Raw genomic sequence first — 26,926 nt, 5'->3', positions numbered from 1 at the left:
CTTTAGGAGAGCAGGATGAAATTCAGTGAACAATGGCTGCGCGGCTGGGTAAGCCCGCAGGTAGATCGCGACGCGCTGGTTGCTCGTCTGTCGATGGCCGGTCTTGAGGTCGATAGCGTAACGCCGGCCGCCGGTGTTTTCAGTGGCGTGGTTGTGGGCGAAGTGCTGAGCACCGAGCAGCACCCTGATGCCGACAAACTGCGTGTGTGCCAGGTCAGCAACGGGGCGGAAACTTTCCAGGTTGTGTGCGGAGCGCCAAACGTGCGTCCGGGTCTGAAGATTCCGTTTGCCATGATCGGTGCCGAACTGCCAGGCGACTTCAAGATCAAGAAGGCTAAGCTGCGCGGCGTTGAGTCCAACGGTATGCTGTGCTCCCAGGCGGAGCTGCAGGTAGGCGAAGGTAACGACGGCTTGATGGAGCTGCCGGCGGATGCGCCTGTTGGCCAGGACATTCGTGTCTACCTGGAACTGGAAGACGCCAGCATCGAGGTCGACCTGACCCCAAACCGTGGCGACTGCCTGTCCCTGGCTGGGCTGGCCCGTGAAGTGGGCGCGCTGTACAACGCCCCGGTTACCCGTCCAGTAGTTGCCGCCGTGCCTGCGGTACACGATGAAGTGCGTCCGATTGAGGTGCTGGCGCCAGCTGCCTGCCCACGTTACCTGGGCCGCGTAATTCGCAACGTCGACCTGTCCAAGCCAACTCCGCTGTGGATGGTTGAGCGCCTGCGCCGCGCCGACGTACGCAGCATCGACGCTGCCGTCGACATCACCAACTACGTGATGCTTGAACTGGGCCAGCCGCTGCACGCCTTCGATCTCGCCGAAATCAATGGCGGCATCCGCGTACGCATGGCTGAAGAAGGCGAGAAGCTGGTTCTGCTCGACGGCCAGGAAGTCAGCCTGCGCGCCGACACCCTGGTGATCGCTGACCATTCCCGCGCTCTTGCGATCGCCGGCGTAATGGGTGGCGAGCACAGCGGTGTTTCCGCGACCACTCGCGACATCTTCCTTGAAAGCGCATTCTTTGACCAAATCGCCATCGCTGGCAAGGCCCGTTCCTATGGCTTGCACACTGATGCGTCGCACCGTTACGAGCGTGGCGTAGACTGGAAGCTCGCCCGTGAAGCCATGGAGCGCGCCACTGGCCTGCTGCTGGAAATCACCGGTGGCGAAGCCGGCCCGATCACTGAGATTGTCAGCGAACAGCATCTGCCGTGCGTTGCGCCGATCACCCTGCGCGCCAAGAGCGTTGAGCAAATGCTTGGCCTGGTCATCGCACCGACTGAAATCGAGCAACTGTTGTCGGCCCTCGGGTTGAACATCTCTGCGGGCGGGGAAGGGCAGTGGCATGTTGAAGTGCCAAGCCATCGCTTCGATATCAGCCTGGAAGTCGATCTAATCGAAGAGTTGGCTCGTCTGTACGGTTACAACCGCCTGCCGGTTCGTTATCCGCAAGCGCGCCTGGCACCGCAACCCAAGGCCGAGGCGCGTGCGCACTTGCCAGAGTTGCGTCGTCTGCTGGTTGCCCGTGGTTACCAGGAAGCGGTGACCTACAGCTTCATCGATCCGAGACAGTTCGAACTGTTCAACCCTGGTGTCCAGCCCCTGTTGCTGGCCAACCCGATCTCCAACGACATGGCCGCGATGCGCTCGTCTCTATGGCCTGGTCTGGTGAAGGCCCTTTCCCACAACTTGAACCGCCAGCAAGACCGCGTGCGCATGTTTGAAAGTGGTCTACGTTTCGTTGGTCAGTTGGACGGTTTGAAGCAAGAGCCGATGCTGGCCGGTGTTGTCTGCGGCAGTCGCTTGCCCGAGGGCTGGGCGCAGGGCCGCGATGCTGTGGACTTCTTCGACGTCAAGGCTGACGTGGAAGCCGTCCTTGGCTTTGCTGGTGCATTGGATGCGTTCACCTTCGTTCCTGGCAGCCACCCGGCGCTGCATCCAGGGCAGACTGCACGTATTGAACGTGAAGGTCGCTTGGTAGGCTTCGTCGGTGCTATCCACCCAGAATTGTCGAAAACCCTCGGTCTCGACCGTCCAGTATTCGTTTTCGAGTTGGTCCTGGCTGAAGTCGCCTCGGGCAAGATGCCTAAATTCAGCGAGCTGTCGCGCTTCCCAGAAGTGCGCCGCGACCTGGCACTGATCGCTGACCGTGAAGTTGCCGCCACTGCCGTTTTGGATGTTATCCGTGAAAATGCAGGGGAATGGCTGACAGACCTCAGGCTATTTGACGTCTATCAAGGTAAAGGCATTGATCCGCATAGAAAAAGCCTTGCAGTTGGCTTGACCTGGCAGCATCCATCGCGCACTCTTAATGACGATGAGGTGAATACCACGACACAAAATATCCTCACCTCGCTCGAACAAAGGTTGAACGCCACGTTAAGGAAGTGACGTATGGGGGCTTTGACGAAAGCTGAGATGGCGGAACGTCTGTACGAAGAGTTGGGTCTGAACAAGCGCGAGGCCAAGGAATTGGTCGAGCTGTTTTTTGAAGAAATCAGACACGCTCTGGAAGACAACGAACAGGTCAAGTTGTCCGGTTTCGGCAACTTTGACCTGCGTGACAAACGCCAGCGGCCTGGCCGCAATCCAAAAACGGGAGAAGAAATCCCGATCACGGCTCGCCGTGTGGTCACCTTTCGTCCAGGGCAGAAGTTGAAGGCCCGAGTTGAGGCTTATGCTGGAACCAAGTCATAACGACGAGCTACCCGTCATCCCAGGCAAACGCTACTTCACCATTGGTGAAGTCAGCGAGCTCTGTGCGGTAAAACCGCATGTGTTGCGCTACTGGGAGCAGGAGTTTCCTCAACTTAACCCCGTCAAACGCACTGGGAACCGTCGGTATTATCAGCGCCAGGATGTGCTGATGATCCGACAGATCCGCGCGTTGCTGTACGACCAGGGGTTCACCATCAGCGGCGCTCGCCAGCGCATGTCCGGTGATGAGGCCAAAGACGATACCACCCAATACAAGCAAATGATTCGCCAGATGATCTCCGAACTCGAAGATGTGCTGGTGGTTTTGAAGAAGTAATACAGGCTTTTAAAATACTTCCACATTTCAAAAGCTTGCGGTATATTCCTGATCGCTTCGTTCAGAAGCGAATCCAGTAAAACGCCTAGTCGGGGCGTAGCGCAGTCCGGTAGCGCACTAGCATGGGGTGCTAGGGGTCGAGTGTTCGAATCACTCCGTCCCGACCATTATTCCTGAGTAATATCAGACACTTGAGCCGATCAGATAGATCGGCTTTTTTGTGCCTGCGCAAAACTGGCGCAAAACTACACAGTGATTTCGCTGATATTCAGGTCCGGAATCGCCTCTGACCAGATGATTTCCTCATGGTCCCGCTGGTAGTTTTTGGTCATGCCCTCGCTCGCATGGCCAGCGATCTTTTGCCCATCCTTTCCGGCTTTCTTGTACAGGTGCAGCGACAGCGCTCGCACTTCGTGAAAGCCCGGCATTTCCTCTTCCTTCCATCCCGCGTAGCAATTCGCCGCCTCCCTGGCCTCCTTGAATGCTCGCGTCAAATACCGCTCCTCAACCTTCGTCCAGTGGTCCTTTGTCTGTGCTTGCTTCTGTTTCAGCCGATCTGGTTTACGGTGCACCAAGTAGGGCGAGGCGTGCGCAGTAGTGGTCGAATTCTTTGAGAGTTAGCGACTGATCAACGAGGAACTGAGTGATCATCCGCTGAACAATTACCGCCTCTTCCTGAGTGCTTGCAGCGTGCTTGAGGATTTCGAGCGCGTCGTCGATAAGGATGTGAGCGCTCATAGGTTGCCATCCACGTCGTCTTCGAGCTCTTCCCGTTCTGCTGCAACCGCGTCAAAGGCGTAGGGCCTGAGCAAATCCATGGCGATTCGTTCCGCGGCTTCGATGGGACGCTATTCGCCCATCAGTTCCGCAGCGTGCCCGCGTGAATCCGCCTGACTGCCAAGGATCGAGGAAAGGAACAGTCGAGCGAACGAATCACGCTCGTCCAGGCCGTCGATCTGGCGCTGATTCAGGATGCCCTGCAGGTAAGTGCACTACCGATCAAACGTCACCACCTGCGGTTGGCCGTGGCGACGCTTCCACTTGATGTCCATGCCATACACCAACTGTTCCGCAGAATGTTCAAGCCACTCCTGTTCCGGATTCGCGTCGCTGACCTCTGGAGGCAACTTAGCGTCGAAACGCTCCTGGCAAATCTTCAATGCTGCGTTCATGGTCGCCTCCAAGGTGGCGGGTTGTTCACCTGTATTCGTCAACACTCATGCCTCCCGCTGGTTGCCGATGGGCGCGGGGGAGGAGTGCTGACGTATTAGAGGTGGGGAAGGGGCCGGAATATCGCTTCTTGAGGGGGCTCGTCTTATTTCAAATAAGTGGCAACGTATCTGAGGCTGTGCCAGCATCCGGCAATAAACTTTGGCAAGGAAGCTGAACAATGCTCGATGCTCTGGAAGGCACGCCACTGTGGGTTTACGGCGCATTTCTCTTGGTCTGCTACTACGGTTTGAGTGCCAGGAAAACCAGTCGTGAAAGTCAGCGGTCGCTGATCATCACACCGGTTGTTTTGGTGGTCTGGTCACTCCTTTCTCTCAGCTACGCGGACCGCGTTGAGTTGACCGTGGGCAGTTGGGTCACGGGAATGCTTTTAGGTGGCTTAGTCGCATTTGCACTATTTCCTCGACGCGGACTGACTTTGGACGAGGAGGGCAAGCACCTGATCGTTCCTGGGACATGGAAAGTTCTTGGTATCTCGCTTCTCTTTTTTGCCGTGAAATACTTCATCGGTTATCAAGCTGCCGTACATCCAGAATTCTCGGCCACTGTGGGAATGCTCGCCCTTGCTGGTGCCGCATCAGGGTTTACGGTCGGCTTGTTCTGCGGACGCACGGGTGTCTTCTACTTGGCGTGGCATGCACTTCGAGATATCCATAAAAGCAAACGCACTATCTGAGCTCGGTCGTTGATAGCTCGATGCACTCTCATAGAGACGATCGGGCAGCAGCCTTGCAGTCGGCTGCCGTCATTCGATGACCGTCTTCGCACTCAACGACGCGACGGCCCTTAAAGAGCCTTTTCCGGCGCCGGTTGGTCGTTGGGTTGGGCGATGATTGTTTTGAGCTCTGCGCTCATGGGGAATTTGAGATTCAAGCCTTTGGGAGGGATGGGCTGAGTAAACCATTTACCGTAGATGGCGTTGATTTCATCCGAGACAAAAAGTGACTTGATCGAGTCATCCACGACTTTTTTGAGATCCGGATCACCCCGACGCATTGTGCAACCATAGATTTCGTTGGATTGCGGGGTGCCAGTCACCACCCAATCTTCCGGTTTCTTCGCCTTGGCCATCTCGCCCGCCAGCAATGCGTCGTCCTGCATAAACGCAATGGCGCGGCCGGACTCGAGCATTTGGTAAGACTCGCCAATGTCTTTGGCAGAGATTACGTTCATGTTCATCTTTTTCTCGGCATTCATGACCTTGAGCATCCGCTCGGCAGTGCTGCCAGCAGTAGTCACTACGTTCTTGCCGTTGAGATCTTGAAAGTCCTTGTAAACCGAATCCTTCCTGACCAACAGGCGGGTGCTGGCTTCAAAAATGCCGACCGAGAAGTCGACCTGCCGAGCTCTCTCGGCGGTATTGGTTGTGGAGCCGCACTCCAGGTCCACAGTGCCGTTTTGCACCAGTGGGATACGCGTCTGTGATGTCACCAGGTTGTACCGTACGTTCAGCTTGGGCATACCGAGTTCTTGCTTGATACCTGTTGCAGACCTGGGGCGCTGGCGGTGTGCTTGCGGGACTGAGTGTGCTTACCGTATTGAACGTGCTCTTGGTCTTGCTGCTCATTCGACTGGTATGAAAAGAACGGCTCGGATTGCCATCCTTCCTGAGGATCCCGGCCGGCATCATTGGCGGTCAGCGACTCGAGTCCTTTATGGTGATTTTGGCGATGAAACGGACTCCCCCTACTTTTCCCCCCACAAAAACGCCGGCTCTTGATGGACGTTACTGGACTCACTTAGAGCAGAACACCGCTGGAGCTCAAGTAAATACTCGCTTGGAAAAATCCAGAGTGAAACTTTGGAAGCTTTCAAGAAGTATGAAAAAGGAGATGGGGTGCTAGGGGACGAGTGTTCGAATCACTCCGTACCGACCATATAATTCAATGACTTAGCCCAAGTGGAAACACTTGGGCTTTTTCATGCATGAATTTCTTACTCGGCAGCAAACCTCGTCCATCACCGCTTAGCGCTATACCGAGAGCTTCGCTCAGTACGTTGTGGCGATGACCTGTGCTAATTGCATATCAGGCATGAACGGTGGGCTGTAGGTCGAGTGATAGTACCTGGAAGCCTGCTCAAACTGGGCGCCGCGGATCTCGCCCTCTGAACCGATAAACGCCAGTGCGTCGGCCTTGGCGGCGCCGAAATATTTGCTGGGATGGCTTGTCGCATCACTGGCGAAGGAGCTGAAGAAGGTGGGCCCCGATGTCGTCCAGAACATGGCGCGGTCGCCGGGTTTCTTGATCTCTCCTGCCATCGCTTGAGTGGCAAATAACGCCAGGCCTGCGATGGTTGCTGCCTTCCATGAGTCCATTCGTCGTCGCGCCCCTTTTGTTTAATCAGCCCAGGGTAGCAGCGCAGGCGCGGTGATTTTGCTGGGCTGGAAAAATTTCCCATATCCGGCGCATCCATCTCGGCGAAGGAGAAGCTCAATCAGGCCTAACGCGCAGGTATCAAAACGTTTGCCCCATGGAAAACTGGAACACCTGCTTATCCGCATTCTCCGGCGTTCGAATCGGATACGCCAAGTTCACACTCAGCGGCCCCAAAGGGCTGTACCACGTCACGCCCACGCCTACCGAGCTGGCCATCTGGCTCAAATCCACGCTGCCACAGCCCTGGGTGGTGCTGAGGTAGCACTTGTCCGAATACACCGTGCCTACATCCCAGAACACTGAGGTCCGTACGGATTTGTTGTCTTTGATAAACGGCACCGGGAACAGGTATTCCGCCCCGCCGGTTATCAGGATATTGCCGCCCAAAGCCTCGGTGTCGCGGTCGGTGTAGTACGCCTGGCCGGCGCTGGAGTAGGCGCCGGTGGCCGGGGTGTTGCGTGGGCCGAGGGTGCCACTTTCAAAACCACGCACACTACCTTCGCCGCCTGCCGTGTAGGTTTCGTAGAAGGGCAGGCTATCGGTCGAGCCATAGCCGCCGCCGTAGCCAAGCTTGGTATGGAAGCGAAGCGACGTGCTGTTGGTGATAGGCAGGAAGGTCTGCCCCGAGTAGTCGATCTTGTAGAAGCTCAGGTCGCTGCCGGGCACTGTCACCATCACGTTGAGGTTCTGTGAGTGTCCGCGGGTGGCCAGTACACCCTTATTCAGCGTCGATTCCGACCAGCCCAGGTTGGCCTTGAAGTTGGTGAACTCCTTGCCTTCGCGGTCGACGAAGTCGTAGATCTCGTCTGCGCTGTAGGTGCCCGGTTCAATGCTGTCGTGTTGCGCCGTGAGGCCAAAACTCAGGCGAGAGGTTTCGTTGATCGGGTAGCCCAGGGTTGTGCCAAGGCCAAAGCTATTGATTGCGTAATAGGAAACGCCATCATCGTAGTAGTCGTTGTAGTCAGTCTTGCTGTAGAACGCGTTGTAGCCCAGGCTCACGCCGTCGGGAGTGAAATAGGGGTCGGTAAAACCGATGTTGTATTTGCTCTGGTACGACGAGCGGGTCAGCCCCAGGCTGGCGTAATTACCGGTGCCCAGGAAGTTGCTCTGGCTGATCGAGCCGCCGAGGATCAGGCCCGAACTTTGGGCAAAGCCGACACTGGCGGTAATCGATCCAGACGCCTGTTCTTCCACGGCGTAGTTCACGTCCAGTTGGTCATCCACACCGGCCACCGCCGGCGTTTCCACGTTCACTTCCTTGAAGAAGCCCAGACGGTCAAGGCGCACTTTGGATTGGTCGATTAAGTAGGTTGACGCCCAGCCACCTTCCATCTGGCGCATCTCACGGCGCAGCACCTTATCGTCTGTCTTGGTGTTGCCACGGAAGTTGATCCGATTGACGTAAGCCCGCTTGCCGGGGTCGACGCTGAAGGTAACGTCAACCGTATGATCTTCCTCATGCACCTGCGGAACGCCGTTGACGTTGGCGAACGTATAGCCCTCGTTTCCCAGGCGACGGGTGATCAGCTCCGAAGTGGTGGTCATCAACTTGCGCGAAAACACCTGGCCCTTTTGTACCAGCAGCAGCGAATTGACCTGATCCTCAGGCACCTTCAGCTCACCACTCAGCTTCACCGAACGGACCCTGTATTTCTGACCTTCCTGGATGTTCACGGTGATATACACGTGTTTTTTGTCCGGGGTCATGGAGACTTGGGTCGAGGCGATATCCATGTTGATATACCCACGGTCCAGGTAGTAGGAGCGCAGCCGTTCGAGGTCGCCGGAGAGTTTTTCCCGAGCGTATTTATCGTCGTTCTTGAAAAATGACAGCCAGTTGCTGGTCTTGAGCGTGAACTGGTCGATCAGTGCTTCATCCGGGAATGCTGTATTGCCCACCACATTGATGTGCTGGATCGACGCCACTTCGCCTTCATTTATCTTGATCTTCACGCCCACGCGATTGCGCGGTTGGGGCACGACCTCAGTGTCGACCGAGGCCGAGTAGCGGCCCTGGGCAACATATTGGCGCTGCAATTCGTTGCGCACGCCTTCCAGCGTGGCTCGCTGGAAAATCTCGCCCTCAGCCAGGCCGGACTGCTTCATGCCTTTCATCAGGTCGTCGGTGGATATCGCCTTGTTACCCTCGAACTCGATACTGGCAACCGAAGGCCGCTCAACTACATTAATAATCAGCACGTCGCCTTCGCGGCTAAGTTGAATGTCCTGGAAGAACCCGGTCTTGAACAGCGCGCGGGTCGAGTCCACCAGGCGCCGGTCATCCGCTTCATCGCCTACGTTCAGCGGCAATGCGCCAAACACACTGCCAGCAGAGACCCGTTGCAGGCCGTTGATTCGGATATCCGAGATTTTGAAACCCTGGGCGAGCGCCAGTGAGGTATTGAGCAGCAGCGCAACCGAGCAGAGCAGGCGCGAAAAATTCATCAAGATCTTTTCCAGAATACAGCGCCGGCGCAGCCGGACGGGTGAACAGGCAGCTTAAGAGCTTGCGGCGTTTGGTGCGGTTAACCGAATGTCAAGTTAGGTAAAGGTTGGCCTGCAAAAACGCGCCAGGGCCAATAATGCGCGACCACCCACTGACGAGCTCGCGATGATCTCCGTACTGTTAGTCGACGATGACCAGGAACTCACTGGAATGCTGAGCCAATACCTGGAGCGCGAAGGATTTGCTGCGACCGCCGTGCACACGGGCGAGGAGGGTGAAGCAGAGGCGTTGTCGGGGCGCTACAGCATTGTGGTGCTGGACGTCATGCTGCCCCAGCGCTCGGGGATCGAGGTGCTCCGGCGCATTCGCGCCGTCAGCCAGGTGCCGGTGGTCTTGCTCACCGCCCGTGGCGACAACATCGACCGCATCACCGGCCTGGAACTAGGTGCCGATGATTATGTACCCAAGCCCAGCTCACCCGGTGAGTTGGTCGCTCGCCTGCGCGCCATCATGCGCAGGGTGCAGCCAGCCGGCCAGCCGACCTCGGAGATGATCAAGACCGGCTCGCTGGTGTTGTGGCCGGGCAAGCGCCAGGCAATATGGAAAGGGGTTGAGCTGGGCGTGACCAGCACCGAGTTCAGCCTGCTCGAAGAGCTCGCCCGCAGTGCCGGGCAGGTGGTGAGTAAAAAGGACCTGTCGTTGAACGCCTTGGGTTGCCCGTTGACCCGCTACGACCGGCGTATCGACGTGCACATCAGCAGCATTCGGCAAAAACTCGGGCCACGCGCGGATGCCAAGGCGTGGATTCAAAGTGTGCGCGGCCTCGGCTACCTGTTGATTGCCGAATGACCAAGCCCAGCCTGCTGTTCTGGAAGCTGTTCCTGGCCTTCTGGTTGGCCACCAGCCTGACGTTCCTGGCGGGGGTCGGCGTGATTGAATTGGGCAGTTTTCGCGCGGGTGATCCGCACGTGGAAGCCATTCTTACCAGCGAAGAAAGACTGCTGGAGCAATTCGGTGTCGAAGCGGCCACCCAACTGCTTAACGTGTGGGAGCATCCCTCGGACGAGGCCATTGGGGTGTATGACAGCGCGGGCCACCTGGTGGCCGGTTCAACGGTGCTGAACCCGGTCTATGAGCGATCAATCATCAGTAAGGAAGGGCTGTCGCTGTCGGTCAAGTCCACCCATGCCCCCGACGATCACGGCAGGCCCTGGCGCCAGATCCCGCTGATTATCGGTACGCTGATGAGTGCGTTGTTCAGCGGTTATATGGCGTATTACCTGGCCTGGCCCCTGGCTCATCTTAAGCGGGCCATGAGCGACGCGGCCCAAGGGCGTTTTGAAACCCGGGTCAAGCCCGCCATGGGCAAGCGCCGAGATGAAATCGTCGACCTGGCCGAAGACTGCGACCGCATGGCCAACCAACTGAAAGTGCTGGTGGAGGCCCAGCAGCACTTATTGCACGATATCTCCCATGAGCTGCGTTCACCCCTCACGCGCATACAGGCCGCCATCGGGTTGTTGCGCCAGGATGTGGCGCGCGTGGAAATGCTCGAACGCATCGAGCGCGAATCCGAGCGCATGGACACGCTGATCGAGGCGCTGCTCACCCTGGCTCGTCTGCAGGGGCGCCCCGAAAGCATTGAGCGTGACGCCGTGGACATCGTCGAGTTGCTGGGGATGATTGTCGAGAATGCGCAATTCGAAGCCGGCATCAAAGGCTGCCGCGTGCACCTTGGGGCATGTCCGCCATTTATTGCCTGTGTCAGCGGCGAATTGCTGTACCGCTGCTTCGAAAACGTGATCCGCAACGCTGTGCGCTACACACGGCCTGGCACCACGGTGCAGGTGTCGGCCCGGATCAGCAGCGATGGGAACCGCCTCTGCGTGCACATCACCGACCAGGGGCCGGGCGTCGAAAACCGCCGGCTGCGTAGCATTTTTAACCCGTTTGAGCGCGGTGCAGGGGACGCCAGCGTGGGCTTTGGCCTGGGCTTGGCCATTGCGGCCAGGGCAGTGCAAATGCATGGCGGCAACATTGTGGCGCGCAACGAGCCGACCGGGGGACTGACGGTAGAGGTTAACCTGCACAGCGCGCGATCTTTACACGACATTACATTGGCTTGACCGCCCTGTACGTCGCACCTCTTTAGACTGGTCACCATTGATTGAGTGGAGGTGGCGATGTTTCAGGTGCATAAAAAAGGCTTTGTGCCCTGCAGGAAAATGGTCGATGGCCTGGTCCCCTATGACTTCTTTTGTGAAGACAGTCCGGCGATCAATCTGTTTGTGTTTACCGGCGCGGCCACGCCGGATGCGACCGTGCAGGAGCAGACTTTATGGGGTTTCACCCGGCTCGAACGTTTTGAAGCAATGACCGGCGCCCTGTTGAGCAACAAGCAGCACGCCGGATGGTTTCAAAGTGTCAGCGTCCTCACCGGACCCAGCCAGAACGGAACGCAGAGCGTGAAATTCCAGCGCGTGCTGAAGATCATCAAGCACGCCAGCGCCACCCGCAACGTCGACTACGAGATCCTGACTGACGAAGGCGACACCTACTTCACCCGTCAGACCGTTGCGCAAGACACCGCACAAACCATCATCTATTCGGCCGAATCCGTCTGATTCTGCACGGGCAGGTGGCTGTTACCGGCGACCGCACTGCCCCGGCACGGGGCATTTTCTGAGCCATTTGGTAGCACATTCCTACACCGTCTTTGCGCGTGCCGTCAGGCACTTGCGACCTATTTCATCCAAATCAATCACTTGGCTTACCCCCTGAACGATTGGCACGCATTCTGCATTTTTGCATCTATGGATAATTGGATACAAAAATTCAAAAGGTGCAGCCGATGCAGTTCGCCCCCGCTTACGTTGACCGCCAGCCTCTCACCGCCGAGGAGGAGGCCTACAAGTTCCTCCTCGACGCCATCTGCGGTGGCCGCTACCACAAGGGCGACCGGCTGATTGCTGAGGATATCGCCAGCGAGATCGGCATGAGCCGCATGCCGGTGCGCGAGGCGTTCCGTCGCCTGGACGCCCAGGGCCTGGTGACCTTGCGTCCCAACCGTGGCGCCATCGTCAGCGGCCTGGATATCGATGAACTGCACGAAGTGTTCGAGATGCGCAGCGCCCTCGAAGGCCTGGCGGTGCGCGTCGCGGTGGGCCGTATCGGTGAGCGGCAACTCGCCGCGCTGGAGCGACTGCTCGACGAGATGGACGACTACCGCGATGAAAGCGCCGTGTGGGTCAGCCGTCATCGTGCCTTCCACGAATACCTGTGCAGCCTCAGTGGTCGCCCGCGCCTGATGAAGCAAATCTCTGCGCTGTACTCGCTGGTGGAGGCGCCCATGCGCTTGTGGTTGCAACACGGCGAAAAACCCCTCAGCGCACGTCAGGAACACGCGGTGATCCTTGAGGCGATCCGCGCCGGTGATGGGGCACGCGCTGAAGCGGTGGTGCGCGAACACATCGAAGGCACCGTGCCCGCCCTGATCCAATTCCTGCAATCCGAACAATAAGAAAGCTGTCGTGTGTTGACGTTGAGTCCTGCCCCCGTTACTTAACGAACTGGAGTGTCTGGTCATGCATAAACGCCGTGCCTTGCTGATGGCTGTCTCCCTCGGCCTCTGTACCCAATGGGCTTTTGCTGCGCCCCAGGTGCCGGAGCGCCTGCAGAAAGTCGACAAACTCACCTACTGCTCGGGGATGGATTCACCGCCCCTGGTGTCCTTCGACGAAACCCAGCAACCGCGCGGGCTCACTGTCGATCTGGGGCTGGAAATAGCCAAACGCCTGGGCGATAAGCACGTGCAATGGCGGGTGATTCCGTTCTCCGGGCTGGTGCCGGCGTTGCTCGCCCAGCAGTGCGACATGATCGTTGACCAACTGTTCGACAAACCCGAGCGGCGCCAGGTGATCGACATCGTCAACTACATGTATTCCAGCCAGTCGGTGGTGGTGCCCAAGGGCAACCCCAAGGGCATCAAGACCCTGGATGACTTGTCCGGGCACAAGGTCGCGGTGCTCAACGGTTCGACCATCAAGACCCTGCTCGATACCCAGAATGAAAGCCTGACCAAGGCCGGCAAGCCGCCGATGAAACTGGTGGTCTACAACACCGACACCGATGCCTTTCAGGCTCTGCGCATCAGCCAGGTCGACGCATACGGCACCACCGTGGAAACCGCCGGCTACTACGCCGCAATGGCCCCGGATCTGTTCCAGGAAGGTGTGCCCGCGTTCAGCCGCATCCTCACCGGCCTGGGCATGCGCAAGGACGACCCGCAGCTCACCGCCGCCGTAGAGCAGGTGATCAGCGACATGCGCAGCGACGGCAGCTACGTGCAATTGCTTAACAAATGGCATGTCAGCAGCGACACACTCGACTGAGGCGCACCGACGATGAATTTCAATTGGGATGTGTTCTGGCAGTACCTGCTCCAGCCCAGTGGGGTGTACCTCACCGGGCTGTGGCTGACCTGCCTGATCAGCATATTGGCGATGCTGCTGGGCTGTGCATTGGGTTTGGCGGCGGCGCTGTTGCGCCTGTCGAAGAATCCGCTGCTGCACCTGCCGGTGCGCTTTTACGTGTGGTTGATGCGCGGCACACCGTTGCTGGTGCAGATCGTGTTTTTGTACACCGCACTGGCGGCCGGCGGGATTTTCCGCTTCGAAGACATCGAGCTGTTCGGCCTGATCGTTCCCGGCAATATCCAGGCAGCCATCATCGCCCTGGGCCTCAACGAAGGTGCGTACATGGCCGAGATCATCCGCGCCGGTATCGGCGCGGTGGACAAGGGCCAATACGAGGCGGGGCGTTCCCTGGGTATGGGCTTTGCCAAACTGATGCGGCGCATCGTGCTGCCCCAGGCGTTCCGCGTGATCGTGCCGCCGTTGGGCAATGAGTTCAACGTCATGCTCAAGAACACCACCCTGGTCAGCGTGATCGGCGTGCAGGAACTATTGCTTAGCACGCAGATGATCACCTCGGCGACCTTCCGCGTGTTCGAGCTGTACCTGGTGGTCGCCCTGTATTTCCTGACGCTGACCACCCTGTGGGGCTTCTTCCAGCGCTGGCTCGAAAATCGCTTCGGCCAGTCCGATCGACCTTCCTCGCCACCGCCGGCCGCCAGCCGTATGTTCGGTCGCAGCACCCTGAAATTGCTGAGGGGACGTTAACCATGGCGCACCAAAGTGAAGAGCTGATCATTGAGGCTTTGGATGTTCAGAAGTCGTTCGGCGAGTTGCAGATTCTCAAGGGCATCTCTCTGCAAGTGCGGCGGGGCGAAGTGGTGGTGCTGATCGGTGCCTCCGGCTCTGGCAAGACCACCTTTATCCGCTGCATCAACCTGCTCGAAGATATCCAGGGCGGACGCATTCGTGTCAACGGCCGCGCCATGGGCTATCGCGAACGCAGCGACGGCAGCCTGGTACGCGATTCGGAGCGCAACATCGCCCGTCAGCGCCGGGACATCGGCATGGTGTTCCAACGCTTCAACCTGTTCCCCCATATGACTGCGCTGGAAAATATCATCGAGGCGCCGATCCAGGTGCTCGGCACCCCGCGTGCCCAGGCGCTGGAACAGGCGCGCGGCTTGCTGGCGCGGGTCGGCCTGGCCGACAAAGCCAACCATTACCCGTCAATGCTCTCCGGCGGCCAGCAGCAAAGGGTAGCGATTGCCCGCGCGCTGGCGATGAAGCCCCAGGCCATGTTGTTCGACGAACCCACCAGTGCCCTCGACCCGGAAACCGTCGGCGAAGTCTTGCAGGTGATGAAGGAACTGGCGGAGGAGGGCATGACCATGGTGGTGGTCACCCATGAAATGGGGTTTGCCCGTGAAGTGGCCGACCGCGTGGTGGTGCTCGATCAGGGCGAGCTCATCGAGCAGGGGCCGCCGGAACAGATCTTCAGCCACCCCAGCCATCCGCGTACCCGGGCCTTTCTCAGTCGCGTGTTATGACCCTTTTTGAAGAGCGTTTGCCATGTTGAAATTTTCTGCTCACGAGTACCCTTATCCGTCGCAACGCCAGAGCGTGTTTGCCCGTCGCGGCATGGTCGCCGCGTCGCAACCCCTGGCCGCTCAGGCCGGTATCGAAATCATGCAAAAAGGCGGCAACGCCATCGATGCCGCCATCGCTACGGCCGCCGCCCTGACGGTGGTAGAACCCACCGGTTGCGGCCTGGGCGGCGATGCGTTTGCCCTGGTCTGGTGCAAGGGCCAGTTGCACGGCCTGAACGGCAACGGCCACGCGCCGGCGGCCTTGAGTATTGAGGCGGTCAAGGCCGCCGGGCATGAACAGATGCCCCTGTATGGCTGGACCCCAGTCACGGTACCGGGTTGCCCGTCGGCGTGGGCTGAGTTGTCGCAACGCTTCGGCAAGTTGCCGTTCGCCGAGTTGCTGCAACCGGCGATTTCCTTGGCGCGGGAAGGCTTTGCGCTGTCGCCGGTGGTCGCCCATCAATGGCAGATATCCATGAACGAATTCAGCCCGCACCGTGACGAAGTGCTGGACGCGTGGTTCGATACCTTCCTGATCGACGGTCGCGCGCCACGCGCCGGTGAGATCTTCCGTAACACGGCCCAGGCCCGCACCTTGGAAGAACTGGCCGCTACCTGCTGCGAAAGCCTCTATCGCGGCGCGCTGGCCGAGCGCCTTGACGCCCACTCGCGCGCCAGTGGGGGCTACCTGCGCGCCAGCGACCTCAAGGATTACCGCGCGCAGTGGGTGGAGCCGATCCATATCAACTACCGTGGCGTGGATGTCTGGGAAATTCCGCCCAGCGGCCAGGGCCTGGTGGCGTTGATGGCGCTGAAAATTCTTGAAGGCTTCACCTTCGATCACCGCGACAGCCAGCAGACCTGGCATCGCCAACTGGAGGCGATGAAACTTGCCTACAGCGATGGGCTGCACTACATCACCGACCCCGCGCACATGCGCGTGGCGGTGGCCGACCTGCTCAGCGACGACTACAGCCGCCGCCGCCGTGACCAGATCAGCGAGCAGGCGCAGCCGCCCAAACCCGGCGACCCCCACGCCAGCGGCACGGTGTACCTGGCCACGGCGGACGCCGAAGGCAATATGGTCTCGTTTATCCAGAGCAACTATCACGGCTTCGGCTCCGGCGTTGTGTTGCCCGACAGCGGCATTGCGCTGCAGAACCGTGGGCAGGAATTCAGCCTCGACCCGGCCCATGCCAACCACCTGGCACCGGGCAAGAAGACCTTTCACACCATCATCCCCGGCTTCCTCACCCAGGACGGCCAGGCACTCGGCCCGTTCGGCGTGATGGGGGGGTATATGCAGCCCCAGGGTCATGTGCAGATGGTGATGAACCTGGTGGACTTCGGCCTCAACCCCCAGGCCGCGCTGGATGCGCCGCGCTGGCAATGGCTGGGTGACATGAAGGTTGGCATCGAACACGGCGCCTCGCGGGGCCTGGTCAATGCACTGGCGCGGCGTGGTCATACCGTGCAGACCGACAGCGACCTGACCGATTACGGGCGCGGGCAGATTATCCTGCGTGACCCGGTCAGCGGCGTGTTGTGTGGCGGCACCGAACCACGTGCGGATTCCCATATCGCGGTGTGGTAAGGCGCAGCATGCCCGGCCGCTGCGGGGCGACGGAACCCTTCGACATCACCGGAAACACCGGCGACAGGTGAATCAAAAACCCCATGAGACGCTCCATTTCTGCATGCTGAAGGAGTTGGGATAGTATTGAGGCCCTGGTCGTCATTGGTCTCTGAATCGAGGCTGTTTTCGATAAAATTTCTCACCCCGTCGAGCACGCACCGAATGGCCAAACCCGCTTCTTACACGCTTGACCTGGACGGCTTCGACTGGTCCATCCTGGCCCTGGTGCAGCGCGACAACGCCTTGCCCCTGCGTACTCTCGCCGAGAAGGTCAACCTCTCCACCGCCGCCGTGCAACGCCGCATCAAGCGCTTGGAAGAGGGTGGAGTGATTATCGCGAATGTGGCCCTGGTGGATCCGGTGAAGGCCGGCAAGCCGATCACCATCATTGCCGAGGTTTCCGTCGAACGTACCAGCATCGACGCGCTGTCGACGACCAAGGCCAGCTTCTCCGTGCCCCAGGTGCAGCAGTGTTATTACGTCACCGGCGAAGCGGATTTCGTGCTGGTGCTGAACGTTGCCAGCATGCAGGAATACCAGGATCTCGCCGCCCGGCTGTTCGCCGAAAACCCCAACGTGAAGTGGTTCAAGACATTGGTGGCGCTGGATCGGGTCAAGGTAGGGCTGGAAGTGCCCATTGGCTAAAAAATAACTCTCGAAGCCTGTCCCCTTTTTTCACCTCGCCTGTCATTCCAGGCAAGTGAACAAAATCGAGAGCTTCCTCCAATGTCCGCAGTCCTACCCTTGCGTTTGCGCCCGTTGCTCAAACTGAGCCTGATGCTGAGCCTCAGCGCCAGCCCATTGTTTGTGCCTACAAGCTTTGCCGAAGACGCCGCGGCGCGTCGCAGCTATCAGGTGCCGGCCGGCAGCCTGAGCGCAGCGTTGACCCGTTTTGCCGGGTTGTCGGGCGTCAACCTGTCAGTGGATCCCGCGCTGGTCAGCGGGCGCAGCAGCAGTGGTTTATCCGGCGAGTACGGCGTGGAGGAGGGCTTCGCGCGCTTGCTGCAAGGCTCCGGCCTGCAACTGCAACCCATGGGCGAGCAGGCCTACATGTTGGTGCCAGCGCCGGACGGCGGCACCCTGGAACTGGCGCCGACCTCTATCCTCGGCACCACCGGCCTGTACGACGGCGATACTTACGCCGGTGGCCAAGTGGCGCGCCGTGGTTCCCAAGGTTTGCTGGGCACGCGGGACTTCATGGAAACACCGTTCAGCATGACCACCTACACCGCCGATGCGGTGAAGAATCAGCAGGCGCGCACCCTCGGCGACCTGATCAACAGCGACCCCTCGGTACGCGCCACCAACCCGGCCGGTGGGCGTTATGAGCAGTTCACCATTCGTGGCTTCAGCCTGTTCAACAGTGATGTGTCGTACAACGGCCTCTATGGCGTATTGCCGACCTACACCATCGACATGGAAATGGCCGACCGCGTCGACATCTTCAAAGGCCCGACCCAACTGATCAACGGCATCTCGCCGCGTGGCAGTGTGGGCGGCGGCATCAACGTGGTGCCTAAGCGCGCCACCGACAAGGACATCACCTCGTTTACCGGCACCTGGGCCTCGGATAGCCAAGCCGGTGGGGCGGTGGACGTGGGCCGGCGCTTTGGCGAGGACAACAAGTTCGGCCTGCGTTTCAACGGCGTGAAGCAGTCCGGCGACACCGAATGGGATCACCAGAGTGTCGACCGCGAGATGGCCGTGCTGGGCCTGGATTTCCGGGGCGAGCGCCTGCGGTTGTCCACCGATATTGGCCGCACCGAACGCGATACCGATGCGCCCCAGGAACGTGTGCAGGTAGCGGCCGCCGCGCCGGTACCGAGCGCCAACGATGTGCGCCGCAATTACGCGCAATCCTGGAGCAAGGCCCGCACCAAGGACACCTTCGGCACGGTGAATGCCGAATATGACCTGAGCGATTCGGTGATGCTCTACGGCGGTGTAGGCGCGCGTAAAAGTAATCACGAGTTCCTGCGCCATGCGGTGTCGGTGAGCAATGCGGCCGGTGACTTCCGCGTGCAGCCCCGGGATTTCACCCGTGATGAAAACGTGCGAACGGCCACGGCGGGTGTACGCAACTGGTTCCATACCGGGCCGGTGAGCCATGAGGTCAACCTGGCACTCAGCGACTTCTATATGGACTTCACTAACGGTGGCGCGCGTTATCCAGAAGGCACGAGCAATCTCTACAACCCTGTGCAAACCCCGACGCCGTCTACGGCCACGCGCCAGGATGCGAAGGTCTACACCGAAAACCGTTTCAGCGGCGTGGCCCTGTCTGACACCCTTGGCTTCTTCGAAGACCGCTTGTTGCTGACCCTTGGCGCGCGCTGGCAGCGGGTGAAAGTCGACGACTGGAGCGATGGGGTCAAAGGCAAAACCAACTACGACGAAGAAAAACTCTCGCCATCCGGTGGCTTGCTGTTCAAGGCCACCGACAAACTGTCGCTGTACGCCAACTACATGGAAGGCTTGAGCCAAGGCAAGATCGCGCCGTCCACGTCGCGCAACGAAGACGAGATCTTCCCGCCGTTTGTCAGTCGCCAGGTGGAAGTGGGCGCCAAGTACGACGCCGGTGCCTTCGGCGTGACGGCCGCCGTGTTCCGCATCAAGCAACCGGCCTACGAGACCAACGCCACGTCGAGGCTGTTCGGGCCTAACGGCAAGCGCGAAAACTCCGGTGCGGAACTGAGTGTGTTCGGCGAGCCGCTCAAGGGTGTGCGCCTGCTCGGCGGCGTGATGTACATCGACAGCAAACTCAAGGACACCACCAATGGCACCTACGACGGCAACCGCGCGCCGGCCACGCCCAAGTACAACGTCAACGTTGGCGCCGAGTGGGACGTGCCGATGCTCGAAGGCCTGACCCTGACCAGCCGTGGCATCCACTCCAGCTCGCAGTACCTGGACCAGTCCAACGTCAAGGAAATCGACGCCTGGAACCGTATCGACGTGGGTGCCCGCTATGGGTTCAAGGTCGACGACAAGCACATCACCCTGCGGGCGAATGTGGAGAACGTCGCCGATAAACGCTATTGGAGCTCGGCGGGTGCGTCGGATGACAGCGAGCCGGGGCTGACCCTGTCGACACCGCGCACCTATCTGCTCTCTGCCACCGTCGACTTCTAGACGCCGATCAAATGGGGGAGGGGCAAGTCCCCTCCCACAAATGAGAATGTTTTTTGATCACGCCGCGCTGATATGGAATAGTACCCGCCGTTTTCCCCAGCCGGTCCAGCCGGGGTGTTTTAACGCCGAGGTCCCTTCATGCAACTGTTGCGCTCCATCCCCATCCTTGCTGCCTGCCTGCTGGCGTTCTCTTCAAGCCTGTTAAGTGCTGCACCCATCGATCTCAACGACGGCCAGCACGCTGTGCATCTGCCCGATGCGCCCAAGCGTGTGGTGGTGCTGGAGTTCTCCTTTCTCGATAGCCTTGCTGCCGTTGACGTGACCCCCGTCGGTGCAGCGGATGATGGCGACGCCAACCGCGTTTTGCCCCGTGTGCGCCAGGCCATCGGCCAGTGGACGTCAGTGGGCCTGCGTTCGCAGCCGAGTATCGAGGAAATCGCCCGGCTCAAGCCGGACTTGATCGTCGCCGACCTCAATCGCCATCAAGCGCTGTACAGCGACTTGGCCAGCATCGCGCCAACCTTGTTGCTGCCTTCGCGCGGTGAGGACTATGAGGGCAGCCTCAAGTCCGCCGAGCTGATCGGTAAGGCCTTGGGCAAAAGCCCGCAGATGGAAGCGCGCATCGCCCAGAACCGCGCGAACCTGACAAAAATTGCCCAACAGATTCCCGCCGGTGCCAGCGTGCTGTTCGGTGTCGCCCGCGAAGACAGCTTTTCGGTGCACGGCCCGGATTCGTACGCCGGGAGCGTGCTCCAAGCCATCGGCCTGAAAGTGCCTTCGGTGCGCGCCAATGCCGCCCCCACCGAATTCGTCAGCCTGGAACAACTGCTGGCCCTTGACCCCGGTTGGTTGCTGGTCGGCCATTACCGTCGCCCGAGCATCGTCGACACGTGGAGCAAGCAGCCACTCTGGCAAGTGCTCGGTGCCGTGCGTAACAAGCATGTGGCCGAAGTGGATGGCGACAGCTGGGCGCGCAACCGTGGCGTGCTCGCTTCGGAGCAGATCGCCGAAGACGCCTTGGCGATTCTCAAGGGCGGCAACGCCGTACTGAGCCAATAAACATGGCGCGTAGTCTCGCGGCGGCGGGCATTGTGCTGCTCGGCGCCGTGCTGTTCTGGTTGTCGTTGTACAGCTGGTCACCGTTCACCCTGACTGCGACAGATGCCTGGAATGGCTTGGTTCATCAAGGTGCTGTCGGCGGCAATATGGCTTATATCGTTGCCCAATTGCGGGTGCCGCGCGCGGTGTGTGCGGCGCTGGTGGGTGCTTGCCTGGGCCTTGCCGGGGCACTGATGCAAGGCATCACCCGTAACCGCCTGGCCTCGCCGTCGTTATTTGGCGTGACGGCGGGAGCGGCGTTGGGGCTGGCGTTGTTTTCGACAGGATTGGTTGCACCGCCGTTTGCCGGTGGCGCCTTGCTGATGACCTGCATCGGTGGCGCGTTGGCCTGGGTCACGGTGTTCAGCCTCGGTGGCGCCTGGTCGCCGACCACGGCCCAAGGTCGCTTGGTATTGGCCGGCGTGGCGGTGGCGGCGTTGTGCGCTGCCTTGACCCGGCTCACGGTGATTCTGGTGGAGGCTCAGGCACAAAGCGTATTGAACTGGCTGGCCGGCTCCCTCGCCAATGTGGGCGCTGCCCAAGTGCAACTGCTGTGGCCGTGCACCTTGATCGGTGGCCTGTGGGCGCTGTGGTGTGCGCCACGCCTGAACCTGATCAACCTTGGCGAAGACGCCGCCCGCTCGTTGGGCGTGGGCATCACCAGCCTGCGCTTGCAAGTGTTCATTGCCAGCCTGTTGCTGGTGGGCGCCAGTGTCTGCGCGGTGGGGCCGATTGGTTTTGTCGGCTTGATTGCGCCGAATATCCTGCGCCAGTTTCTCGGCAATGATTACCGCTGGCTGATCCCGCTGAGTGCGGCGCTGGGCGCGGTGATCGTGCTCGGCGCCGACCTGCTCAGCCGCGCCGTGGCCTTTCCGGTGGAAACCCCGGCCGGTGTAGTCACTGCGCTGATCGGCGCACCGTTCTTTCTGTTTCTTGCCAGGCGCGCCCTATGATCCGCCCACGTTTTCGCCTGTGGTTGCTGCTCGGCCTGTTGCTGCTGGCGACCTTCGTCAGCCTCAGCGCCGGCACGTTGTGGCTCAAGCCCGCGACCGTCTTCGATCGCCTGCTGGCCCATGACGCTCTCGACTTCGAAGTGTGGAACCACCGCCTGCCGCGCAGCCTGATCGCCATCCTCGCAGGCGCAGCCTTCGGCCTGGCCGGTGCGATCGTGCAAGGCGTGATCCGCAACCCGCTGGCCTCGCCGGAAATCCTCGGCGTGACCCAAGGCGCGGGGTTGGCGCTGACCGTGGCGATCATCAGTTGGCCGCACCTGCCGATTGCCTGGCTGCCGTTGGTGGCCTGCCTGGGCGGTGCCGGCGGCGCTTTGCTGCTGGCGTTGTACAACACCGGCGTGAGTTTTTCCGGTGTGCGCTTCGCGCTGTCCGGGGTGGCGATTGCGGTGACCTTGTCCAGCGTCACCGAGTTTCTGATCCTGTCCCATCCGCTGGATATCAACACCGCGCTGCTCGCGCTCACCGGCAGCCTGTGGAGCCGCAACTGGCACCATGTGGCGCTGGTGTTGCCGTTCCTGCTGCTGATCCCGTTGGGGCTATGCCTGGCCAAACCGCTGAACCTGATCGCCCTCGGTGATGAAGCGGCCCACAGCCTGGGTACCGCATTGAGTCGCACGCGCTGGCTGGCGATGGCTTGCGCGGTGCTGCTCACCAGCCTGGGCGTAGGCGTGATCGGGCCGATTGGGTTTATCGGTCTGGTCGCACCGCACATGGCGCGGCGGCTGGTGGGCGGGCATCACCAGTACCTGCTGCCGGCGGCGATGCTGGTCGGCGCGCTGTTGCTGGTGCTGGCCGACACCCTCGGGCGCACGTTGATCGCGCCCAGCGAAATCCCCGCCGGGGTGCTGACGGCGGTGATTGGCGCACCGTATTTTCTTTGGTTGCTGGCACGGTTCAAGGGTTGATGACATGAGTATTCTCCAGGCCCGCGAGCTTGATATCGGCTACGGCGGCACACGCATCGTGCAGGGGCTTTCGTTTGCGCCACCGGTGGGAAAAGTCACCGCGCTGATCGGGCCCAACGGCTGCGGCAAGTCCACGTTGCTCAAGGCCTTTGCGCGCATTCTCAAACCTACGCAGGGTGAACTGACGCTCGACGGCCAGCCTTACAGCGCCTTGTCCGCCCGCCAGCTGGCACGGCAGATCGCGTTTCTGCCCCAGGTATTGCCGGTGCCGGAAGGCGTCAGCGTGCGCCAGTTGGTTGCCTACGGCCGCAGTCCTCACAACTCATTGTGGGGACGCCTCAGCGGCAGCGATCAATCCCAGGTAAACCAGGCCCTGCAGCGCCTGGAACTGGACAACCTGGCCGACCGCGCCCTGGCGGATCTGTCCGGTGGCCAGCGCCAACGCGCGTGGCTGGCGATGGTGCTGGCGCAGAACGCGCCGGTGGTATTGCTGGATGAACCGACGACCTATCTCGACATCAGTCATCAGGTCGAACTCATGGACTTGATGTGCGAACTGGCCGCCGAAGGCAAGACCGTGATCACCGTGCTCCACGACATCAACCAGGCGTGCCGCTATGCCGATCATTTGGCGGTGATGCACGGCGGTCATCTGGTCGCCGATGGCGCGCCGGGGCAGGTGATCAGTGCGCAGTTGATGCGGGAGGTCTTTGAGGTGCAGGTGCAGATCATCAATGAGCCGGTTTCTGGTACGCCGATGTGCGTCGTCGAAAAAAGCACCCGCACTCAAGCCTGACGCGTTAAAAATGTGGGAGGGGGCTTGCTCCCGATGACGGTGCAACAGTCAAAACATCAAGTGACTGACACCCCGCCATCGGGAGCAAGCCCCCTCCCACATATTGATCTTCAGGGGGTCAGTTACTGAGCTTTATCTTTACGCATTCACGATCAACACATTGCCGGACTGGAATCCACTCAACTGTGGGAGGGGGCTTGCTCCCGATGGCGGTGCAACAGTCAAAACATCAAATGACTGACACACCGCCATCGGGAGCAAGCCCCCTCCCACATGTTGATCTTCAGGGGGTCAGTTACTGAGCTTTAACTTTACGCATTCACGATCAACACATTGCCGGACTGGAATCCACTCAACTGTGGGAGGGGGCTTGCTCCCGATGGCGGTGCAACAGTCAAAACATCAAGTGACTGACACCCCGCCATCGGGAGCAAGCCCCCTCCCACATTTTGATCTTCAGGGGGTCAGTTACTTAGTTTTATCTTTACGCATTCACGATCAACACATTGCTGGACTGGAATCCACTCAACTGTGGGAGGGGGCTTGTTCCCGATTGCAGTGCAACAGCCAAAACATCAAGTGACTGACACACCGCCATCGGGAGCAAGCCCCCTCCCACATATTGATCTCCAGGGGGTCAGTTACTTAGCTTTAACTTTACGCATTCACGATCAACACATTGCCGGACTGGAATCCACTCAACTGTGGGAGGGGGCTTGTTCCCGATTGCAGTGCAACAGTCAAAACATCAAGTGACTGAAACACCGCCATCGGGAGCAACAGCCAAAACATCAAGTGACTGACACACCGCCATCGGGAGCAAGCCCCCTCCCACATATTGATCTTCAGGGGGTCAGTTACTTAGCTTTAACTTTACGCATTCACGGTCAACACATTGCCGGATTGGAATCCACTCAACTGTGGGAGGGGGCTTGCTCCCGATGGCGGTGCAACAGTCAAAACATCAAGTGACTGACTCAGCGCTATCGGGTGCAAGCCCCCTCCCACATGTTGATCTTCAGGGGGGCAGTTACTTAGTTTTATCTTTACGCATTCACGATCAACACATTGCCGGACTGGAATCCACTCAACTGTGGGAGGGGGCTTGCTCCCGATGGCGGTGCAACAGTCAAAACATCAAGTGACTGACACCCCGCCATCGGGAGCAAGCCCCCTCCCACATTTTGATCTTTAGGGGGGCAGTTACTTAGCTTTATCTTTACGCATTCACGATCAACACATTGCCGGACTGGAATCCACTCAACTGTGGGAGGGGGCTTGCTCCCGATGGCGGTGCAACAGTCAAAACATCAAGTGACTGACACACCGCCATCGGGAGCAAACCCCCTCTCACATTTTGATTTCAGTGGACTTCGGATTTCCACACGGCCTGCTTCACCTCAATCGCCTTGGGCAACAACCGGTTCTGGAAAAACAAATCCGCCGTCGCTTGCTGCGCCTGAATAATCCCCTCATCAATCGGCAAAATCGGCGATGGCGGGCGGTTATCCATATAGCGGGCGATCACGTCACCGGGCAGGCCCATGAAGGCTGTCAGTACCTTCAAACTGTCCTCACGCTGGCTGCGGGTCAGTGCTTCGGCGTTGGTCAACTCACCCAGCAGATCATGGATAAATCCACCGTTGGCCTGGGCATATTCACGCCGCGCGGTGTACACCGGTCCCGACAACCCCAAGCCTTCACCATTGGCCAGCACATGGCTGGGGCTCTGGCTCAAGGCGAGGGACGAGTAGGGCTCCCAGATCGCCCAGGCATCCACGCTGCCTTGTTCGAACGCCGCGCGGGCATCGGCGGGCGGCAGGTACACCGGCTGGATGTCCTTGTAGCTAAGGCCCGCTTTGTTCAGCGCGCGCAGGATCAGGTTGTGGGAGCTGGAGCCTTTCTGGAAGGCAACTTTCTTGCCTTTCAAATCCGCCACCGAATGCAGTGGGCTGTCATTGCGCACCAGTATGGTTTCGGCGCTGGGCTTGGGCGGCTCGGCGCCGATATACACCAAGTCGGCGCCCGCCGCCTGGGCGAACAGCGGCGGGATGTCGCCGGTGGAGCCCACATCCAGTGCGCCCACGTTGAGCGCTTCAAGCATCTGCGGGCCGGCGGGGAATTCGATCCACTTCACATCCGTCTGCGGGAAGCGTTTTTCCAACAGGCCATGTTCCTTGGCCAGGACCAAAGCGATGGAGCCTTTCTGGTAGCCGATGCGCAGGGTGTCCGGCTCGGCCGCCCAAGCGGTTTGGGTCATCAGTAAGGCCAACAACAGTGCCGGGATCTTCATGCCGGAGTCTCCTTGAAGCGATTTTCCGGGCGCGCCAAACCGAGGTTTTCCCGCAAGGTCGTGCCGGTGTATTCGGTGCGCATCAGGCCACGCCGTTGCAGTTCAGGCACCACCCACTGGGCGAAATCCTCCAGCCCACCGGGCAGATGAGGCACCAGGATATTGAAACCATCCGCCGCGCCGTTTTCGAACCAGTTTTGCAGCTCATCGGCAATCTGCGCGGGCGTGCCGATCAGGCTGTAATGCCCGCGACCACCGGCGATGCGCCGGCCCAGCTGTCCCAGGGTCAACTGTTCGCGATGAGCCAAATCACTGAGCAATTGCTGACGGCTCCGTTGCCCGCTGTCGGTCAATGGCAGCTCCGGCAACGGCCCATCCAGTGGGTACCCTGACAGGTCGAAATTGCCCAGCATGCGCCCCAGCAAGGCAACGCCGACTTCGGGCTCCACGAGATCCTGGAATGCCTCGAATTTTGCCTGGGCCTCGGCCTCGGTGTGCCCGACCACCACAAACACGCCGGGCATGATTTTCAGCGAATCCGACTGACGTCCATACCCGTCCAGGCGCCCTTTGAGATCAGCATAAAATGCCTGGGCATTGGCCAGCGAAGTCTGTGCGGTAAACACCACCTCGGCGGTCTGTGCCGCCAAATCGCGGCCCGTTTCCGAAGAACCCGCCTGCACGATCACCGGCTGGCCTTGAGGCGAGCGCGCCACGTTCAGCGGGCCTTTGACCCGGAAGTGTTCGCCCACATGATCGAGCACATGCCGCTTCGTCGGCTCGTAGTAGGTGCCGCTGGCTTTGTCGCGCACGAAGGCGTCGTCTTCCCAGCTGTCCCAAAGGCCCGTCACCACCTTATGAAACTCGCGGGCGCGGCTGTAGCGCTCGGCATGGCCCACGTGTTCATCGCGGCCGAAATTTTGCGCCTCTGCAGCAGCGTCCGACGTCACCAGGTTCCAAC

General features: G+C 59.9%; 24 protein-coding genes, 1 tRNA gene and 2 pseudogenes. 19 read left to right on the top strand and 8 right to left on the bottom strand.

The features are described from left to right. The first annotated feature begins 15 nt into the window (after nt 1–15). The 4 genes from pheT to G9Q84_RS24295 all read left to right on the top strand — a co-directional run bounded on the left by pheT (nt 16) and on the right by G9Q84_RS24295 (nt 3,204). Nucleotides 16–2,394: a phenylalanine--tRNA ligase subunit beta gene (gene pheT / locus G9Q84_RS24310; RefSeq protein WP_181644210.1), complete on the top strand. Its 2,379-nt coding sequence runs from the start codon at nt 16–18 to the stop codon at nt 2,392–2,394. Between the two features lie 3 nt (nt 2,395–2,397). Continuing rightward, entirely contained in the window at nt 2,398–2,700 is a 303-nt protein-coding gene (ihfA, locus tag G9Q84_RS24305) for an integration host factor subunit alpha (protein ID WP_002553164.1), read from the top strand. Then, complete coding sequence (locus G9Q84_RS24300) at nt 2,681–3,037, top strand: MerR family transcriptional regulator (protein ID WP_003219935.1); 357 nt, start codon at nt 2,681–2,683, stop codon at nt 3,035–3,037. The genes ihfA and G9Q84_RS24300 overlap by 20 nt, the downstream gene beginning before the upstream one ends. Nucleotides 3,038–3,127: 90 nt before the next feature. Next, a tRNA-Pro gene (locus G9Q84_RS24295) sits at nt 3,128–3,204 on the top strand. A 78-nt stretch (nt 3,205–3,282) separates the two neighbouring features. Here the strand turns inward: G9Q84_RS24295 and G9Q84_RS24290 are convergent. The 3 genes and pseudogenes from G9Q84_RS24290 to G9Q84_RS29445 form a co-directional block, all read right to left on the bottom strand. Beyond that, a pseudogene (locus G9Q84_RS24290) lies at nt 3,283–3,624 on the bottom strand (site-specific integrase); the annotation flags it as partial. After that, nucleotides 3,599–3,775: a hypothetical protein gene (locus G9Q84_RS24285; RefSeq protein WP_095185582.1), complete on the bottom strand. Its 177-nt coding sequence runs from the start codon at nt 3,773–3,775 to the stop codon at nt 3,599–3,601. The gene G9Q84_RS24285 and the pseudogene G9Q84_RS24290, both read right to left, overlap by 26 nt. A gap of 254 nt (nt 3,776–4,029) precedes the next feature. Next, nucleotides 4,030–4,209, bottom strand: a complete 180-nt coding sequence (locus G9Q84_RS29445) for a hypothetical protein (RefSeq protein WP_242461478.1) — start codon at nt 4,207–4,209, stop codon at nt 4,030–4,032. Nucleotides 4,210–4,427: 218 nt separating this feature from the next. Between G9Q84_RS29445 and G9Q84_RS24275 the strand changes: the two genes are divergently transcribed. Continuing rightward, nucleotides 4,428–4,943: a hypothetical protein gene (locus G9Q84_RS24275; protein WP_181644209.1), complete on the top strand. Its 516-nt coding sequence runs from the start codon at nt 4,428–4,430 to the stop codon at nt 4,941–4,943. Between the two features lie 110 nt (nt 4,944–5,053). Here the strand turns inward: G9Q84_RS24275 and G9Q84_RS24270 are convergent. From G9Q84_RS24270 to bamA, 3 genes and pseudogenes are all read right to left on the bottom strand, one after another. Further along, nucleotides 5,054–5,746 (bottom strand): annotated as a pseudogene (locus G9Q84_RS24270) (transporter substrate-binding domain-containing protein); the annotation flags it as partial. Nucleotides 5,747–6,257: 511 nt separating this feature from the next. Then, entirely contained in the window at nt 6,258–6,584 is a 327-nt protein-coding gene (locus G9Q84_RS24265) for a DUF2388 domain-containing protein (protein ID WP_181644208.1), read from the bottom strand. Between the two features lie 139 nt (nt 6,585–6,723). Then, a complete protein-coding gene (bamA, locus tag G9Q84_RS24260) occupies nt 6,724–9,090 on the bottom strand; it encodes an outer membrane protein assembly factor BamA (RefSeq protein ID WP_181644207.1) in 2,367 nt (788 codons plus the stop codon). Nucleotides 9,091–9,256: 166 nt separating this feature from the next. Here bamA and G9Q84_RS24255 point away from each other — a divergent pair, with 166 nt between their 5' ends. From G9Q84_RS24255 to fecE, 14 genes are all read left to right on the top strand, one after another. Then, entirely contained in the window at nt 9,257–9,940 is a 684-nt protein-coding gene (locus G9Q84_RS24255; RefSeq protein ID WP_032886945.1) for a response regulator transcription factor, read from the top strand. Next, nucleotides 9,937–11,217, top strand: a complete 1,281-nt coding sequence (locus G9Q84_RS24250) for a HAMP domain-containing sensor histidine kinase (RefSeq protein ID WP_095185596.1) — start codon at nt 9,937–9,939, stop codon at nt 11,215–11,217. Before G9Q84_RS24255 ends, G9Q84_RS24250 begins: the two co-directional genes overlap by 4 nt. A 57-nt stretch (nt 11,218–11,274) precedes the next feature. Then, the gene (locus tag G9Q84_RS24245; RefSeq protein WP_181644206.1) at nt 11,275–11,715 is read left to right on the top strand and encodes a hypothetical protein; all 441 of its coding nucleotides are present in this window, start codon (nt 11,275–11,277) and stop codon (nt 11,713–11,715) included. A 227-nt stretch (nt 11,716–11,942) separates the two neighbouring features. After that, nucleotides 11,943–12,611 carry a GntR family transcriptional regulator gene (locus G9Q84_RS24240; protein WP_032886938.1) on the top strand — a complete coding sequence of 223 codons (669 nt, stop codon included), beginning with the start codon at nt 11,943–11,945 and terminating at the stop codon, nt 12,609–12,611. A gap of 64 nt (nt 12,612–12,675) precedes the next feature. Further along, nucleotides 12,676–13,482, top strand: a complete 807-nt coding sequence (locus tag G9Q84_RS24235; RefSeq protein WP_181644205.1) for an ABC transporter substrate-binding protein — start codon at nt 12,676–12,678, stop codon at nt 13,480–13,482. A gap of 12 nt (nt 13,483–13,494) precedes the next feature. Further along, entirely contained in the window at nt 13,495–14,271 is a 777-nt protein-coding gene (locus G9Q84_RS24230) for an amino acid ABC transporter permease (protein ID WP_032886933.1), read from the top strand. Between the two features lie 2 nt (nt 14,272–14,273). Then, nucleotides 14,274–15,053 (top strand): amino acid ABC transporter ATP-binding protein, encoded by a 780-nt coding sequence (locus G9Q84_RS24225; RefSeq protein WP_095185598.1) that lies wholly within the window; start codon nt 14,274–14,276, stop codon nt 15,051–15,053. Between the two features lie 22 nt (nt 15,054–15,075). Next, on the top strand, nt 15,076–16,686 hold the full coding sequence (locus G9Q84_RS24220) for a gamma-glutamyltransferase family protein (RefSeq protein ID WP_122752879.1): 1,611 nt from the start codon (nt 15,076–15,078) through the stop codon (nt 16,684–16,686). 204 nt (nt 16,687–16,890) lie between these two features. Then, the gene (locus G9Q84_RS24215; RefSeq protein WP_032886925.1) at nt 16,891–17,373 is read left to right on the top strand and encodes an Lrp/AsnC family transcriptional regulator; all 483 of its coding nucleotides are present in this window, start codon (nt 16,891–16,893) and stop codon (nt 17,371–17,373) included. A gap of 81 nt (nt 17,374–17,454) precedes the next feature. Then, the gene (locus tag G9Q84_RS24210) at nt 17,455–19,860 is read left to right on the top strand and encodes a TonB-dependent receptor (RefSeq protein ID WP_181644204.1); all 2,406 of its coding nucleotides are present in this window, start codon (nt 17,455–17,457) and stop codon (nt 19,858–19,860) included. Nucleotides 19,861–19,998: 138 nt separating this feature from the next. Beyond that, a complete protein-coding gene (locus G9Q84_RS24205; protein WP_032886920.1) occupies nt 19,999–20,919 on the top strand; it encodes a Fe(3+) dicitrate ABC transporter substrate-binding protein in 921 nt (306 codons plus the stop codon). A 2-nt stretch (nt 20,920–20,921) separates the two neighbouring features. Continuing rightward, on the top strand, nt 20,922–21,911 hold the full coding sequence (fecC, locus tag G9Q84_RS24200) for an iron-dicitrate ABC transporter permease FecC (protein ID WP_095185601.1): 990 nt from the start codon (nt 20,922–20,924) through the stop codon (nt 21,909–21,911). Beyond that, nucleotides 21,908–22,876, top strand: coding sequence for an iron chelate uptake ABC transporter family permease subunit (locus tag G9Q84_RS24195; RefSeq protein ID WP_032886918.1), 969 nt, complete (start codon nt 21,908–21,910; stop codon nt 22,874–22,876). The genes fecC and G9Q84_RS24195 overlap by 4 nt, the downstream gene beginning before the upstream one ends. A gap of 4 nt (nt 22,877–22,880) precedes the next feature. Continuing rightward, nucleotides 22,881–23,672, top strand: coding sequence for a Fe(3+) dicitrate ABC transporter ATP-binding protein FecE (fecE, locus tag G9Q84_RS24190; protein WP_095185603.1), 792 nt, complete (start codon nt 22,881–22,883; stop codon nt 23,670–23,672). Nucleotides 23,673–25,035: 1,363 nt separating this feature from the next. Here fecE and G9Q84_RS24185 read toward each other — a convergent pair. Both G9Q84_RS24185 and G9Q84_RS24180 read right to left on the bottom strand, forming a co-directional pair. After that, a complete protein-coding gene (locus tag G9Q84_RS24185) occupies nt 25,036–25,965 on the bottom strand; it encodes a sulfonate ABC transporter substrate-binding protein (RefSeq protein ID WP_032887227.1) in 930 nt (309 codons plus the stop codon). Continuing rightward, a partial coding sequence (locus G9Q84_RS24180) for an NtaA/DmoA family FMN-dependent monooxygenase (protein ID WP_181644203.1) occupies nt 25,962–26,926 on the bottom strand: 965 nt, incomplete at its 5' end. The genes G9Q84_RS24185 and G9Q84_RS24180, both read right to left, overlap by 4 nt.

It is taken from the genome of Pseudomonas sivasensis (assembly GCF_013778505.1).
Classification (GTDB): Bacteria; Pseudomonadota; Gammaproteobacteria; order Pseudomonadales; family Pseudomonadaceae; genus Aquipseudomonas; species Aquipseudomonas sivasensis.
This window is presented reverse-complemented; position numbering and strand designations above follow the sequence as displayed.

What these genes read in the sequence shown, in the direction of transcription:
- G9Q84_RS24235 (WP_181644205.1), top strand. Translation starts at nt 12,676, where the DNA reads ATGCATAAACGCCGTGCCTTGCTGATGGCTGTCTCCCTCGGCCTCTGT.
- G9Q84_RS24225 (WP_095185598.1), top strand. Translation starts at nt 14,274, where the DNA reads ATGGCGCACCAAAGTGAAGAGCTGATCATTGAGGCTTTGGATGTTCAG.
- G9Q84_RS24240 (WP_032886938.1), top strand. Translation starts at nt 11,943, where the DNA reads ATGCAGTTCGCCCCCGCTTACGTTGACCGCCAGCCTCTCACCGCCGAG.
- bamA (WP_181644207.1), bottom strand. Translation starts at nt 9,090, where the DNA reads ATGAATTTTTCGCGCCTGCTCTGCTCGGTTGCGCTGCTGCTCAATACC.
- G9Q84_RS24230 (WP_032886933.1), top strand. Translation starts at nt 13,495, where the DNA reads ATGAATTTCAATTGGGATGTGTTCTGGCAGTACCTGCTCCAGCCCAGT.
- G9Q84_RS24265 (WP_181644208.1), bottom strand. Translation starts at nt 6,584, where the DNA reads ATGGACTCATGGAAGGCAGCAACCATCGCAGGCCTGGCGTTATTTGCC.
- G9Q84_RS24195 (WP_032886918.1), top strand. Translation starts at nt 21,908, where the DNA reads ATGATCCGCCCACGTTTTCGCCTGTGGTTGCTGCTCGGCCTGTTGCTG.
- G9Q84_RS24250 (WP_095185596.1), top strand. Translation starts at nt 9,937, where the DNA reads ATGACCAAGCCCAGCCTGCTGTTCTGGAAGCTGTTCCTGGCCTTCTGG.
- G9Q84_RS29445 (WP_242461478.1), bottom strand. Translation starts at nt 4,209, where the DNA reads ATGAACGCAGCATTGAAGATTTGCCAGGAGCGTTTCGACGCTAAGTTG.
- G9Q84_RS24215 (WP_032886925.1), top strand. Translation starts at nt 16,891, where the DNA reads ATGGCCAAACCCGCTTCTTACACGCTTGACCTGGACGGCTTCGACTGG.
- G9Q84_RS24285 (WP_095185582.1), bottom strand. Translation starts at nt 3,775, where the DNA reads ATGAGCGCTCACATCCTTATCGACGACGCGCTCGAAATCCTCAAGCAC.
- fecE (WP_095185603.1), top strand. Translation starts at nt 22,881, where the DNA reads ATGAGTATTCTCCAGGCCCGCGAGCTTGATATCGGCTACGGCGGCACA.
- fecC (WP_095185601.1), top strand. Translation starts at nt 20,922, where the DNA reads ATGGCGCGTAGTCTCGCGGCGGCGGGCATTGTGCTGCTCGGCGCCGTG.
- G9Q84_RS24205 (WP_032886920.1), top strand. Translation starts at nt 19,999, where the DNA reads ATGCAACTGTTGCGCTCCATCCCCATCCTTGCTGCCTGCCTGCTGGCG.
- G9Q84_RS24275 (WP_181644209.1), top strand. Translation starts at nt 4,428, where the DNA reads ATGCTCGATGCTCTGGAAGGCACGCCACTGTGGGTTTACGGCGCATTT.
- G9Q84_RS24185 (WP_032887227.1), bottom strand. Translation starts at nt 25,965, where the DNA reads ATGAAGATCCCGGCACTGTTGTTGGCCTTACTGATGACCCAAACCGCT.
- G9Q84_RS24300 (WP_003219935.1), top strand. Translation starts at nt 2,681, where the DNA reads ATGCTGGAACCAAGTCATAACGACGAGCTACCCGTCATCCCAGGCAAA.
- G9Q84_RS24210 (WP_181644204.1), top strand. Translation starts at nt 17,455, where the DNA reads ATGTCCGCAGTCCTACCCTTGCGTTTGCGCCCGTTGCTCAAACTGAGC.
- pheT (WP_181644210.1), top strand. Translation starts at nt 16, where the DNA reads ATGAAATTCAGTGAACAATGGCTGCGCGGCTGGGTAAGCCCGCAGGTA.
- G9Q84_RS24220 (WP_122752879.1), top strand. Translation starts at nt 15,076, where the DNA reads ATGTTGAAATTTTCTGCTCACGAGTACCCTTATCCGTCGCAACGCCAG.
- ihfA (WP_002553164.1), top strand. Translation starts at nt 2,398, where the DNA reads ATGGGGGCTTTGACGAAAGCTGAGATGGCGGAACGTCTGTACGAAGAG.
- G9Q84_RS24245 (WP_181644206.1), top strand. Translation starts at nt 11,275, where the DNA reads ATGTTTCAGGTGCATAAAAAAGGCTTTGTGCCCTGCAGGAAAATGGTC.
- G9Q84_RS24255 (WP_032886945.1), top strand. Translation starts at nt 9,257, where the DNA reads ATGATCTCCGTACTGTTAGTCGACGATGACCAGGAACTCACTGGAATG.